The organism is Winogradskyella thalassocola, assembly GCF_900099995.1.
Classification (GTDB): domain Bacteria; phylum Bacteroidota; class Bacteroidia; order Flavobacteriales; family Flavobacteriaceae; genus Winogradskyella; species Winogradskyella thalassocola.
On record NZ_FNCZ01000007.1, the window covers coordinates 1 to 13,291 of the forward strand.

Annotated in this window: 11 protein-coding genes and 2 rRNA genes; 3 read left to right on the top strand and 10 right to left on the bottom strand. The window is 31.7% G+C overall.

Annotation, left to right across the window (positions count from 1 at the left end; all coding sequences use genetic code 11):
• The 3 genes from BLT80_RS14595 to BLT80_RS14605 all read left to right on the top strand — a co-directional run.
• Positions 1-179 (top strand): 23S ribosomal RNA (locus BLT80_RS14595); the annotation flags it as partial.
• 163 nt (positions 180-342) lie between these two features.
• Positions 343-452 (top strand): 5S ribosomal RNA (gene rrf, locus BLT80_RS14600).
• Between the two features lie 125 nt (positions 453-577).
• On the top strand, positions 578-3,013 hold the full coding sequence (locus BLT80_RS14605) for a helix-turn-helix domain-containing protein (RefSeq protein ID WP_092469282.1): 2,436 nt from the start codon (positions 578-580) through the stop codon (positions 3,011-3,013).
• Between the two features lie 87 nt (positions 3,014-3,100).
• On the opposite strand, the gene BLT80_RS14610 is transcribed toward BLT80_RS14605, so the two are convergent.
• The 10 genes from BLT80_RS14610 to BLT80_RS14655 all read right to left on the bottom strand — a co-directional run bounded on the left by BLT80_RS14610 (position 3,101) and on the right by BLT80_RS14655 (position 13,037).
• Entirely contained in the window at positions 3,101-4,102 is a 1,002-nt protein-coding gene (locus BLT80_RS14610) for a T9SS type A sorting domain-containing protein (RefSeq protein WP_092469284.1), read from the bottom strand.
• Positions 4,103-4,104: 2 nt separating this feature from the next.
• Complete coding sequence (locus BLT80_RS14615) at positions 4,105-5,148, bottom strand: hypothetical protein (RefSeq protein ID WP_092469286.1); 1,044 nt, start codon at positions 5,146-5,148, stop codon at positions 4,105-4,107.
• Positions 5,149-5,242: 94 nt separating this feature from the next.
• A complete protein-coding gene (locus tag BLT80_RS14620; protein ID WP_092469288.1) occupies positions 5,243-5,794 on the bottom strand; it encodes a hypothetical protein in 552 nt (183 codons plus the stop codon).
• A 10-nt stretch (positions 5,795-5,804) separates the two neighbouring features.
• Complete coding sequence (locus BLT80_RS14625) at positions 5,805-6,317, bottom strand: outer membrane protein (protein WP_092469290.1); 513 nt, start codon at positions 6,315-6,317, stop codon at positions 5,805-5,807.
• Positions 6,318-6,365: 48 nt separating this feature from the next.
• Complete coding sequence (locus tag BLT80_RS14630; RefSeq protein ID WP_092469292.1) at positions 6,366-6,914, bottom strand: hypothetical protein; 549 nt, start codon at positions 6,912-6,914, stop codon at positions 6,366-6,368.
• Between the two features lie 43 nt (positions 6,915-6,957).
• Positions 6,958-8,673: a hypothetical protein gene (locus BLT80_RS14635; protein WP_092469294.1), complete on the bottom strand. Its 1,716-nt coding sequence runs from the start codon at positions 8,671-8,673 to the stop codon at positions 6,958-6,960.
• A gap of 12 nt (positions 8,674-8,685) precedes the next feature.
• Positions 8,686-9,027, bottom strand: a complete 342-nt coding sequence (locus tag BLT80_RS14640; RefSeq protein ID WP_092469296.1) for a DUF4870 domain-containing protein — start codon at positions 9,025-9,027, stop codon at positions 8,686-8,688.
• 13 nt (positions 9,028-9,040) lie between these two features.
• Positions 9,041-9,568 (bottom strand): hypothetical protein, encoded by a 528-nt coding sequence (locus BLT80_RS14645; RefSeq protein ID WP_092469298.1) that lies wholly within the window; start codon positions 9,566-9,568, stop codon positions 9,041-9,043.
• Between the two features lie 12 nt (positions 9,569-9,580).
• Complete coding sequence (locus BLT80_RS14650) at positions 9,581-10,492, bottom strand: hypothetical protein (protein ID WP_092469300.1); 912 nt, start codon at positions 10,490-10,492, stop codon at positions 9,581-9,583.
• A 259-nt stretch (positions 10,493-10,751) separates the two neighbouring features.
• Complete coding sequence (locus BLT80_RS14655) at positions 10,752-13,037, bottom strand: response regulator (RefSeq protein WP_092469302.1); 2,286 nt, start codon at positions 13,035-13,037, stop codon at positions 10,752-10,754.
• Between the last annotated feature and the right edge of the window lie 254 nt (positions 13,038-13,291).

Below are 13,291 nucleotides of genomic sequence, written 5' to 3' on the forward strand. Positions count from 1 at the left end.
GAGCATTGCAGGGTAGCTACGTTCGGAAGGGATAAGCGCTGAAAGCATATAAGCGCGAAACCCACCACAAGATGAGATTTCTTTAAAGGGTCGTGGAAGATTACCACGTTGATAGGCTATAGGTGTAAAGGCAGTAATGTCATAGCCGAGTAGTACTAATAACCCATAGGCTTATTGTCACTTCGACTTCGCTCGACAACCAGCAATGGTTAACGAGCGAGTCAGTTTTTTTATAAAGTATACATTACGATACATATTCATGTCATTTTTTCAATATGTCAACAATATTAGTGTTGATTATTTATAACAACCCAAGTTCTGATATCTATCAGAATAAAAATTTAAGGTGGTTATAGCGACGGGGCTCACCTCTAACCATTCCGAACAGAGTAGTTAAGCCCGTTTGCGCCGATGGTACTGCTTTACTGTGGAAGAGTAGGTCGCCGCCTTTTTTTATCGATGATAAATCGATATGTATTAAACCCTTACTAGTTATCTAGTGAGGGTTTTTTTGTTTCAGGATGGTTCTAATCAATTTGTTTTTTTACTATCTTCAATCTTTACTTGTAGTTATATTATGAATGAAAATAAAGAATTAGAATTAGCTTGGAACTTTGTTACTAAAACCAATAGAAATATTTTTCTAACAGGGAAAGCTGGTACTGGTAAAACAACGTTCTTACATAAATTAAAACTTCAAACTAATAAACGCATGGTCATCGTTGCACCGACTGGTGTCGCTGCGATTAATGCAAAAGGTGTTACTATTCATTCTTTTTTTCAAATGCCTTTTGGTCCTATTTTACCAGACGACGATCTAAGTACTTCAGGGTTTAAACGAAAATTTAGTAAAACTAAGATTGACATAATTAAGTCTCTAGATTTAGTGGTCATTGACGAGATTAGTATGGTTAGGGCTGATTTACTTGATGGGATTGATAAAACACTTCGACGATATAAGAATAGAAACGAGGTATTTGGTGGTGTGCAATTATTAATGATTGGTGATTTGCAGCAATTATCTCCTGTAATAAAGGATCATGAGTGGAGGCTATTGCAGCCATTTTATAAAAATGCCTTCTTCTTTAGTAGTTTATCGTATCAAAATTGCAACCCTCTTACTATAGAATTAAAACATATTTATAGACAAGAAAACCCTTTGTTTATTAATATTCTGAATGAAATTAGAAATAATAACTTAAGTACTAATTCTGCAGATGAATTAAATAAGAGATTCTTACCTGATTTTGAGCCTAAAGAAGACGAGGGTTTTATATCGCTAACCACACATAACAATAAGGCAAGACAAACTAATTTATTAGAATTAGATAAATTGAAAGGAAAAGTAACGTCTTACAAGGCTATTGTAGAAGGTAATTTTCCTGAACATTCTTTTCCTAACAAAGAAACCTTAGACCTTAAAGTAGGTGCTCAAGTGATGTTTATTAAAAATGACAGTTCGCCTGAAAAACGGTATTTTAATGGGAAAATAGGTAAAGTGATTTTATTAGATAAGGATGAAGTTGTTGTTAATTGTCCCGATGATGATTTTAATATCAATACTAAAATAGAGACTTGGGAAAATATAAAATATACTGTTGATACCGATACAAAAGCTATATCCGAAGATAAGATAGGAAGCTATTCTCAAATTCCATTACGCTTGGCTTGGTCTATTACGATACATAAAAGTCAAGGATTAACCTTTGAAAAGGCCATCATCGATGCCCAAGGTGCTTTTGCACACGGTCAAACTTATGTAGCACTGAGTCGTTGTAAATCTTTAGAAGGTCTAATTCTAAAAAGTAAAATTGAGGCTAATCAAATAATTAGCGATCACAATGTTATAGAGTTTAATAAGAAAGCAGAAGCAAATCAGCCAAATGATTCTATTTTATTAGAGTCAAAGCGCAATTTTCAATTAGATTTAATTTCTGAGATTTTTAATTTTTACAAATTTATATATCCCGCTAATCGCATATTAGACATTTATTACAAAAATAGGGGAAGTATCGAAGGAACGGTAGAAGTTCCATTAATTACGATTAAAGATAGTGTTACCAATTTACTTAAAATAAGTAATGGATTTAAATCACAATTAAAAACCTTAGTGGGGCTCAATGAAATTCCGGAGCTTAGTTCAGTTGTTCAGGTACGTTTTACAAAAGCCTTAGACTATTTTAGAGAGCAAACTAAATCTACGATTGAAATTGCGTTAAAAGAATTGAACTTCACTACTGATAATAAGGCTGTTCAAAAGGATATAGACAAACAATTGGACACGTTAGAGGAATTGTTGGCAACTAAACTTTCCTATTTTGAAGGATTCAACGATGGATTCGAAACTCAAGAGTTTTTATCGTTACGTGCAAAGTCTGTGTTCTTAGCAAAGGCTAAACCTAAAAAGACTCGTAAATCTATTGTAGATGGTACCACCAATGTTGAATTATTTGAATTTCTAAGAGAGCTGAGAAACACAATTGCAAATAATGAAGATTTAATTCATTATCAAGTTTTTAGTCAAAAGTCACTTTATGCGATGTGTGAAACTTTACCTGTCAATAACAAAGAGCTATTAGAAATACATGGCATGGGAAAAACTAGAGTTGAAAAGTATGGTGATCAAATATTAGAAGTTATTAAAGCGTATTGTGATGAAAACGATATTGAATTTTCTAATGATATTTCGGTTTTTGAAGAATTAGAGCCTAAAAAGAAGAAAGGAGATACTAAAAGAATATCATTAGATTTATTTAAAGAAGGAAAATCTATTGATCAAATTGCTTTAGAACGGGAATTAAATGAAAATACCATTTTTGGACACTTGGCTAGTTTTATTACTTCGGGCGAAGTAAAAGTTACAGATTTAATGTCTGAGAAGAAGTATTCAGAATTAAAAAAAATTATTCCAACGAAGACCTTCGAAAACCTTTCAGATTTAAAGCATCAAATTGATGATAAATATTCTTACGGTGAAATTAAATTGGTACTTCAAGAAATGCAAGAGATTTAAATTTAATATTCATGCTTTTAAAATATCTTATAAAAAAATAGAACCTCAAAAATGAGGCTCTATCAATAATTACATAACTAATTCAAATTATGACTTAATTATTTTAACAACACTTTGTTTATTGGTATTTTCCTCTGTTATATGAAGTAAATAAACCCCTTTAGGATAGTTAGAAAAATTAAGTGTGTGAATTGTACTATTGGTTTTATTATCAATTAACTTTTTACCATTAACATCGAATAACTGTAACGAGTAGTCTAAATCCGTATAAGTTTGAATATTCAATAAGGTGTTAGTTGGATTAGGAAAAACCTTAAAAAAATTATAGTCAATTTCCTCTACTGATAAACTGCTATCTACATTAAAAAGCGCAAATATGTAGGTTGACCAAATATCATCCATATTCTTTACACGTAGGTACAAATAGTGATTACCATCTGTCATATCCATTGGGACAGGTATGGCCAAAGTCTCGTCAACCGTAAAACCTTCAGTTATAGGAATTGAAAAACCATTGCCAACCCCTGGGTCGGTGTCAAAAAAATATTCTGCAGCCGTTATAGGTGTTGAAACCACATTATCTATAGTATGGATATAAAAGTAATCTCTATAAAATAGACTCCAAGTATCATCTAAATCTTTTACTCGAATATGGAGTACGTGTAAGCCATTATCAAGTCCTGCAGTAGAAATACTAAATGTATCGGTTAACATTTGCCCAGATGCGATTGACAAAGTTGTACCATTGCCAACACCAGGATCAGTATCTATAAAATATTCAGCCGTACTCAGATTAGAACCTGCTGAAGGTATCTCTATAGTGTGAATGTAAAAATAGTCGCGATAATACAAACTCCAAACATCGTTTGTGCCTTTAACCCGAATATGAAGAACATGTAAGCCGTTGCTTAACCCTAGGGTTGGAATACTAAAACTACTATTTATGGTATTACCACTTGTAATTGTTAAGTTTGTAGCATTGCTAATTCCAGGATCAGTGTCTATAAAGTATTCGGCTTCCGTAATTTGGCTCCAACCATTAGCGGCCATGCCTATACTTATAATAAGTAAAATTAAAATACGTCTCATCCTTATTGTTTTTGAATAGCTATAAAGTCCACATTTAGTGTTTGTCCTGGAGCAACAACACTATTGGTAATTGTGATACTTTCTGGGTATGGTGTAAGATTAGGTCTTCCATTAGGGTCGAAAACAAAATTATTTCCAAAAAGACCTATGTCAGTTCCATCACTACCTGTATTAATTCCTGGCGAACCATTAGATAAATTGAAATCGTTATTATAAAACTCAGTAACCGATCCAAAAGGTACGTTTTCAAACATAGGGTTAGTATTATCTAGATTATTACTACCAGAAAGCGGGGCTATAGTAGCACCATAATAACTATACGTAATATTACTTACAAAGGTGATAGTGGAGCTGGATAATCCAATTTCAGTTAATGTACCAGTGGCTAAAAAGATATTGTTGTTTACTAATGGGCTAGTACAGCTTCCGAAAAATGTTTGGGAATTGGCTGTACTTAGAAAAATATTATTTGTAACAATAGAAGTGTTGTTCAGATTATATAGTGAACCTCGCAAAAAGTTATTTTTCACCTGCCAATCATTAGTACCACTCTGGGGGTTTATATTAGTAGAATTATATGTAAAGTAGTTACCTTCTATAATCCAACCATTGCTTAAATCGTCAGTACTAGACCCAGTTATGGTATTATTTATCCGATTATTAATTATATGAATATTATTTTGGTTAGGACTTGTTGTAGAATTACCACAAGAAATTCTGTGTAATTCAACCCCTTTTATTTCCGACCCTGCCGAATTATTAATAAATGTGATATTTCCTAGTGTGGCAACTACACCATTGGTATTGGCAGGATTGTGCCCAAGACCCATTATAGTAAGCATTTTCCCAACAGTAATGTTTCCGTAACTGTCTGAAGAGGGATGCACTTGAATTATATCTCCTGCATTTGCTGCATCAACTGCGGTTTGTAATTCTGTAAATTGAGCACCAGATTGATCTCGGTTATCAACGGTGTGTACTGTTTGCGAAAAACTTAACAGACCACTCATTAAGGTGCATAAAATTGTAAGTTTTAAAGTTTTCATAATATGTATTTTTTTAATTAATAAATGTGTAAAATGTTTTTTTTAAGTCGGGCTAAAAGTGTCTTTTTAGTAATGTATTTGTTTTTAAAAGGTGTCAATTGTTGCTGTATACATTATATTCAAACTCTCCATCTACAATGTAAGTTTCTTCAATTTCATCGCCATTAATATTGACTTTATCAACAGCAATTCCCTGGAAAGATCCCTTTATACTAGTAGCATAAATATCATTATGTTCAATTTGCAGAACTTCTACAGAAATAGATTTCGCTTCTAGACCTAATTCTAAATCACTAAATCCAAAAAGTAAATCGAAATCTGTATGGCCATCTAATACTTCAGTCAAACCTGTTCTTGCAGGAATACTTAATGATGCATTAATAGATTGATTGATATCGTTATAAACGATTACGGCCTTCTTTAAGGTTTGAGAATTGCTCTCAGGAAAAATATTGGCTACAGCAATTACGCTTGGGTTACTGAAAATATCAGTCACAATATTGAACGTATTGTTTACTTGGTTGCCTGTGACACTATAATTGATATAAATACTTTGTTGAATATCATCATCTGAATTATCATTGTTTTTACTACAAGACATAATTGTTAATAATAGATATAGTATAGATATTATTTTAGGCTTCATAAGCTTAGAATTACAAATTAAATTTCACACCTGCAGCAACAACGAGTTGACCACCATCTATAATGACGTATTTTAATTCTGCAAAAGGGGTGATGCTACTTCCGATGTTGAAATTGGCACCTGCGCCTAAGTTGAGACCGATACGACCATCACTACTAGAGAAATCACCTCCTAATCCAAAGCTGTTTTCGTATTTTACTTTAATACTAGAGTAGTTAAGACCTGCAATACCGTAAACATCAATGTTTTCTTCATCTAGAAAGTAATAGTTGGCATTGGCATTAACTTCAAACCAGTTTATTTTTATACCGCTTTCATCTTTAGGTAAATAATAAATAAACGATGGTGAAATGGTTAATTTTTCCATTATTGGAAACTCTGCATTGGCACCAATTCCTATATTTTCAATTTCGGTTCCATATCCAATTAAGGCACCAATTTTAGTTTCTGTTTGAGCAAATGCCCCAATAGAAAATGTGATAGAAAATAGAGTTGTGGCAATTATTAAATTGATTTTTTTCATGATTTATACGTTTTAATTGTTTTTATAATTATAATATTTGAAAGAATGTTAGTTATTAATATCGAACTCACCACTGATTTGATGTACGTCTGAAACATCTGAATTATTTCTATAGAATGCCCCTGAAAATGTGCCTTTACAATGCCTTACAAAATTTCCATCGATTTCTAGTTCAGTAATGGATATATTAATGGCTTTATAACTATAAGTTTCAAGAATTGATAACACTATGCCAATTTCAAAATCACTAGCGTTATTTTGATCATCTAAATAGTGTGTACCAATTTCAGGGGGAGCTACTAACAAAAAGTTTGAATCTGTAAACGATTTGCCAACATATAGTTGAATTTGATCATCAGAAATTTCGGGATCATCATTTGTACTATAAAAGTAACCGAGGGTATTAAACTCATCGTCATTACCTTCATCTCTAAAAGAATAATTTCCGTTAGTAGTAGGACCTGAAATATTAAATTCTGCATACGATATTGCACCATCACCTGGGCCACCATCATTGCTATCATCATCACTACATGCGAATAGGGTAATACATAAGACTAATGCGAAAATGTTTCTAAGTTTTAAAATATTTTTCATTGTGTTTTTATTTAATGTTTATAATTGTGTTTTTTGATTCTTATTAATTTTTAAACATGCTTGTGCCAGAAAACATATCCAAAAACCGATAGTCCTCTATTTTAATTTCGGTTGATACTTTTTCTAAAGAGATTGCTGTAACGGTAAAGTTATTCTTGCTTTTCTTTTTGTCTTCGTATTGCATTTCCATAACTAAACCATTTTCAAATTGCTCTAAGACTCTAGGGTCCATATCTGGAAGTTCTATATTTTTTGTAGCGTTTGAGCCTCCACCTCCGAAAAAATTAATCAATGATATAGGAGCATCTTTTGCGTGGTAAACCGTCATAATATATTTATCATCTTCAAGTTGAAGTCCTGAACAGGTATATCCCAGAATAGTTTTAGGAGGTAATTCTTTTATTTCATAGTTTATCTTGGCTTCATTTCTCACATCAGGGATTGGGGTTATTTGAAGCATATTTTGATTAGCTTGTCCTTTTATAAACATCGCCATGATGTTAAGATTTGAATCAAAAACCATCGTCATGGTTCCTTTATCTTTCAAGTCTTTGACTATATATTCAGAACCACTAAAACTCCCATTTTTAGAATTAATTAAAAAAATAATATCCATGTCTGTTCCTTTCTTCTTAGAATTAGAAACCATTGTAGTTTTGTATAAGTAATCGAAATCATAAGATTTTGGTAAGTCGGCTGCTTTTACCTTGTGATTTTTTAATGATTTTTTTACAGATTTTGTCATTCCTTTAGAGTCAGAAGTATCATAATCATCCTCATCAATATCTTCTGGATCTTTGTCTTTTTTGAAAGATCCCATTACCAATCCCATCATATCCTGCCCTCGAGTTCTTACTTCTTTTGCTGGGGGTAAATTGACTTCTACAGGTTTGTATTCGTAAACAATTAGACTTTCTCCTGGTGGCATCATACTCATATCAAAAGCATCCATAGATTGTCCAGTATCTGCTTTATTAGTATATATTTCTATGAGACGATCTTCGTCATCAAAAATCACATAACTACCTTCATAACCAGGTTCGTTTAAAAACTCGAATTTTGTGTAACTTTTTCCTCGTAAATTTTGTTTAACTTCTTTAAAATCTTCGTATCTAAATTGTTCTGGTCCATAGATAAAAGCAAACTCAACAAAACCATTAAAGGGGTTTGGGGTAATACCTTTATCCATCTGTTTTTGTGTATTTGCTAAAGCTGGTTCTGGAGGTAGCTTTAGTATTTCTAACATCATATTAGGTACCATCATTCCTTGACCTCCTGAAGCAAGTATTGCAGATTTATTATAGGCTTGCTCGTTATCATTATAACTATACATATAGGCTTCACTATCTAAATAACCAGGTTTAGGAATTGCATCAGATTCCATTCTAACAGCGACTTGGTCAGCATCAAAATATTGCGTCTGATTGAGGTTTCCATTTTCATAAGTTTTAATAATAGCATCTTCTTTATAAAACTCTTTTTTATATGCAGTGTTCATTGTTAAAGCAGAGTTTGTAGATTCAGAATCTATTTGATCATCTGCACTTCCATCACTTTTTGTGTTAGACCTGTCGTTAGAAGTAGTAGCATCATCTATTGTTTTTTCTGTTTTTTTCGAAACTATTTCGTCTGTTTTCCTTAAAATGGTACGTTCTGCAGCTTGTTCAGCTCTCTTTTTTAATTTTTTTAAAATTTGTGCTTCAGCATTACCTCCTATTAAAAGACCGATAATGACTAATAATATGTGTTTCGTTTTCATAATAAATTTGAATTAAAGGTTGTTAAACCATTTTATATAATGTGTACCCAAGAACGGTAAAGGTTTTTCAATTTCATTGATAGCATTAATGAGTCCCATTATCCACATGTAGAGTAAAACAAATACGCCAATGATGTTAATGAGCCAACCTAAAACGGGTACTAACCCAATGACACCCAAAGTAAGTCCTGAGAGCGCTAGACCCAATGATTGGGTGATATGGTATTTTGCGAATTGATTCTTTTTGTCGTTGTTCATAACGAAGGCAATGATGAGACCTACAATGGTAATGTAGGCTATGATGGCTATTGATTTGCCTTCGGAAGTTGACGTTTTTGTTTCTGTAGTTTCCATAAATTTTCTGTTTTTAAAATATTACATTGACCTTTCCAGAAATAGGAAAAGTCTTTTTATGTTCCGTAATGCCACTACCTTCTCCTTCAAAGGTCATTTGAAGAACTTTATCGGTAAGTTTTGAAATGTTTATCGTTCCTTTTCTAAAAATGATACGTTTATTCATTCGTTTAACATCTCTATCGTTGTTGAAAAAATTAAGATCTACTTTTTGTTTTACTGCATTTGTATCAGGTATAGTATAAATAGCAGATTGCTTACTTAAAATATCGGTATTAAAAACATTGAAATTGAGTTGTAGTGGAGTATCATCATCCCGAAAAACAAGGAGAATCGAATCGTTTTTAAACTTGGTTTTTATTTGTGGTATTAATTGATTTTGCTTTATTTTAAATGATTTGCCTTCCATGGTGACTTGAATTGCAACATTTGAATCATTAGTACTGTAAGCAATACTATTTGTTTGAGAATTATTGTTGTTACAAGCTATGATTAAGCAAAAGAGGCTTATTGTTAGTATAAATTTTAATTGAGGTTTCATGTCTTAAAGTCTTTATTGTTTTACCGTAAATAGCTTTAGCATATTTTTTTGTTTTGGGCTAGGTACTTCGGCAATAAACGCATAGTTACCTGGCGTCAGATTTGTTGAAAAATAACCGGTGTTGCCTGTTGGCATTTCTTGAATACCTCCTAAAAAAGTGACTCCTTTAGGAGAAGGTGATATAAAACCTTTTGGGTTGGTCCAATTCATCCAACGATTTAATTCTTCTAAGTTGGCTTCGTTACTTAATTTGACTAAATGAATATCATGCCCTAAAAAGTGTTCATGTGCTTTTTGATCTGTAAATGTTACGGCAATAGTGTGTTGTCCTTTAGTGTAAGACGTATTTGCTGTGATACCATTGGCACTAGATATATTGAGATCTATGGTTGGTCGTGGTTTTTCTATCGCGCTCTTATGATTTGTAACACGTATTTCTTTAAACATACCCATCACAGAATGAAACTTACCATTAGGCATTTTTACATAACATTCCATTAAGTAGTTTCCTGGTTCTAAATATATAGTAGACTCTGAGGTTGTATTGGGCGAGGTTAAACCAATACCTCCAGTAAAAACAACGTTAAAAAACCAAGGAGGTAAATTACCAAAGGCGGCGAGACCTTCTTCTGTTTTTCCTTCATTAATCAAGGTCATGCCTTTATCAAATACAGGAAATACGTCTGCTTTTGTGTCGGCAGCACTTATGCCATCAGGATATTTTTCAAATACTATAAAGTGTGTTTCCTGAGATTGATTTTTATAGCTGAATGTATTCCAACCAGAAGGAATAGAATCAACAGTTTGTATTTCCATGTTATTGGTTGTAATTTCTATAACTGGTTTTTTATCTGTTTTGCACCCGTAACAGAGCAACAGTAATGGAAGTAACAAATAATAGAATCGCTTTAAAATAGTATTCATGATTTCTTGATTTTTATAGATTTAACAACATTGCTATTAAGCACAATCTTTATAAAATAGTCTCCGCTTTTTAAGTGATCTAAATTGATATATATGTTTTCTGCTTTTTTATTAAGCGTATTTCCTTTTGTTATCATTTTGTACTTTTTCAAATAGACAAATCGATTATTTAATAACTTTAATACTCTAAAATTAGATCGTTAACTGATAACGGGATTGCACTTATGTAACAAAGTGTTGTACTTATGTAACAGTGTGATTAAGTTGCTTGTTTTAAGGTGTTTGAAGCGAATTCGGTAGGGGTGCAATTGTAAATTGACTTAAAAGATTTTATAAAATAGGAAGATGTATTGAAACCCGTTTGGTAAGCAATTTCTGAAATTGTACTATCCGATTGTTCTAATAAACTAACCGCGACTTTCATACGTTCTTTTTTAATAAATTCTGTAGTAGATAAACCTGTAAGCGATTTCAGTTTTCTGTGTAGTTGCATTCTACTCATTAGCATTAAATCACTTAATTGCTTTGATGTAAAATCGGGTTGTAGTACATTTTCTTTTACAGCTTCTTGTAGTTTTTGAAAAAAATGATCTTCTGTGTGAGAAACATTTATACCATGGAAGTCTAGAGCATTATTTTTACTGTAATATTTGTGGAGTATATTTCTGTTAGCAACAATTTGTTGTACTCGTATTTTAAGTTTTTCAACATTAAAAGGTTTTGTGACGTATGCGTCAGCGCCAGATTTTAAACCTTGTATTTCATTTTTGTCACCAGATTTTGCCGTTAGTAGAATAATAGGTATGTGGCTTGTTTTTATATCTTCTTTTAAGGTGTTGCACATATCGATCCCATTTTTAATAGGCATCATTATATCGCTAATGATAATATCTGGTACAAGTTTTATAGCTTTTTCTATACCTTCCTTACCATTACAAGCTTCATAAAGTTTATAGTCTTCTTTAAAAATAGAGTGAATAAAAGTTCTGATGTCGTTATCATCTTCAACGATTAATAAAATAGGTTTTTGATTATGTTCTATATGTGCAGAATTTATGTGTTTTTCTGAATATTTAAGTTCTTCATGTGTTAGATCTAGAATTGGTTGCTGAGAAATTTCTGTAGCACCAAAATAGGAGAGCGCTAAAGGCAAAGTTACTGTGAACTGAATATCATCAGAATTCATAGTATGTGCTATAATATTACCATGAGATAAAACAGCTAACTCTTTTACTAAGGACAGTCCAATACCAACCCCTTCGTTTAGCTTATTATTTTGGTAATAGCGTTGAAATAATTTTGGAAGTTCATCGTCTTTTAATTTATTCCCATTATTCACTACAGCAATTGTTATAAAGTTTTCATTTAAGTTAGCATCAAACGTAATTTTACCATTAATAGGGGTGTATTTTATCGCATTAGAAAGTAAGTTGGTAACGATTTTCTCAATAACATCAGGATCAAACCAAACATCATCCATCGTGTCAATATTGTAAGTGAATTTGATTTGTTTTTCTTGAGCGCTATACTCAAAAGATTTAACTAACTGTTTTAATAATACTGTAATATTACCTTGCGATACATTGAGCTTTAAATTTCCAGATTCTAATTTTGAAAGGTCTAATAATTGGTTGACTAAATTTAATAAGCGTTTTGAGTTTCTTTTAATAAGGTTCAATTGCTCTTTATCATCTTCGGAAATATTTGGTTTCGCTAATTGATTTTCAACAGGACCAGAAATTAGCGTTAATGGGGTTTTAAATTCGTGTGAGATATTATTGTAAAGTTTAGTTTTAAACTCATCTAATTTTTTGATTTTGTCTTTTTCAATTTCAATTAAATTAAACTTATATCCTAAACCTAAAGAAAAACAAAGCATTTCTAAGAAAACCCCTAGCTGCGATGCATTAAAATTATAGAAACCAAATAAATTATTGGCATGTACACCTTGGATATAAACAGCTGTTGAAGCAGAGTACATGCCTAAAATAGTTAGAGAAATAAGGCATATATTACTTACCAAGATGTAATACCTTAGTTTTGATTTAATGACAATAAAAGCTCTAATTACAGCATATACGGAATATAGATGAAGCGGTATAAAAATGTAAGATTGGTATTTAACAACGTTTTCTGAGTCTTTGGTTATAAGCAAATACAAAAAAGTCACTGTTGCTAGCACATACATGAGTACCGTAAAGATGTCTACTTCCTTAGAAAATCTTGCATGGTAAGATTTTATTTCTGCAAAAACATTAATAAATTTCACATACAGACCTGTTAGCAAAAACAATAAGGGTAATAAGAAGCTAAATTCTAGGTCTACATTATCTGTAAATAATCTTAGCTCTAGCATTAAATCTATTTTTATAAAAAAATAGCCAGCAAATAGAAGAGAATAAATTCCATATAGTAAATAGTCTTTTTTCTTTACTTGGATATAAACTAATAACATATATAAGCCAATAAATACAAATGCACCTTGAAATAGGAATGTTGTTATAATAGCCTTTATAGCATCTGTGTTTTGAAAAATCTCATTCATTATTAGATCTTGTCTTTTAATAAAAAGAAAAGGGAAATAAAGACTAACTCTACATTACTCCGAATTATTCCCCTTTTCACAACTGATTAATAGCGTCTTAAATATTATTTAGTAATCTTGATAGATTTGATGACCTTATTATTTAGTAGAATTTCAAGCTGATAGTTTCCCTTTTTTAAATGGTCTATATTGAGATATATTTTATCATCTTTTGGTTTGTCCTTAATGGGATTTTCCATCTCAAAAAATTCTAC

What these genes read in the sequence shown, in the direction of transcription:
- BLT80_RS14620 (WP_092469288.1), bottom strand. Translation starts at nt 5,794, where the DNA reads ATGAAGCCTAAAATAATATCTATACTATATCTATTATTAACAATTATG.
- BLT80_RS14635 (WP_092469294.1), bottom strand. Translation starts at nt 8,673, where the DNA reads ATGAAAACGAAACACATATTATTAGTCATTATCGGTCTTTTAATAGGA.
- BLT80_RS14630 (WP_092469292.1), bottom strand. Translation starts at nt 6,914, where the DNA reads ATGAAAAATATTTTAAAACTTAGAAACATTTTCGCATTAGTCTTATGT.
- BLT80_RS14645 (WP_092469298.1), bottom strand. Translation starts at nt 9,568, where the DNA reads ATGAAACCTCAATTAAAATTTATACTAACAATAAGCCTCTTTTGCTTA.
- BLT80_RS14650 (WP_092469300.1), bottom strand. Translation starts at nt 10,492, where the DNA reads ATGAATACTATTTTAAAGCGATTCTATTATTTGTTACTTCCATTACTG.
- BLT80_RS14615 (WP_092469286.1), bottom strand. Translation starts at nt 5,148, where the DNA reads ATGAAAACTTTAAAACTTACAATTTTATGCACCTTAATGAGTGGTCTG.
- BLT80_RS14625 (WP_092469290.1), bottom strand. Translation starts at nt 6,317, where the DNA reads ATGAAAAAAATCAATTTAATAATTGCCACAACTCTATTTTCTATCACA.
- BLT80_RS14640 (WP_092469296.1), bottom strand. Translation starts at nt 9,027, where the DNA reads ATGGAAACTACAGAAACAAAAACGTCAACTTCCGAAGGCAAATCAATA.
- BLT80_RS14605 (WP_092469282.1), top strand. Translation starts at nt 578, where the DNA reads ATGAATGAAAATAAAGAATTAGAATTAGCTTGGAACTTTGTTACTAAA.
- BLT80_RS14610 (WP_092469284.1), bottom strand. Translation starts at nt 4,102, where the DNA reads ATGAGACGTATTTTAATTTTACTTATTATAAGTATAGGCATGGCCGCT.
- BLT80_RS14655 (WP_092469302.1), bottom strand. Translation starts at nt 13,037, where the DNA reads ATGAATGAGATTTTTCAAAACACAGATGCTATAAAGGCTATTATAACA.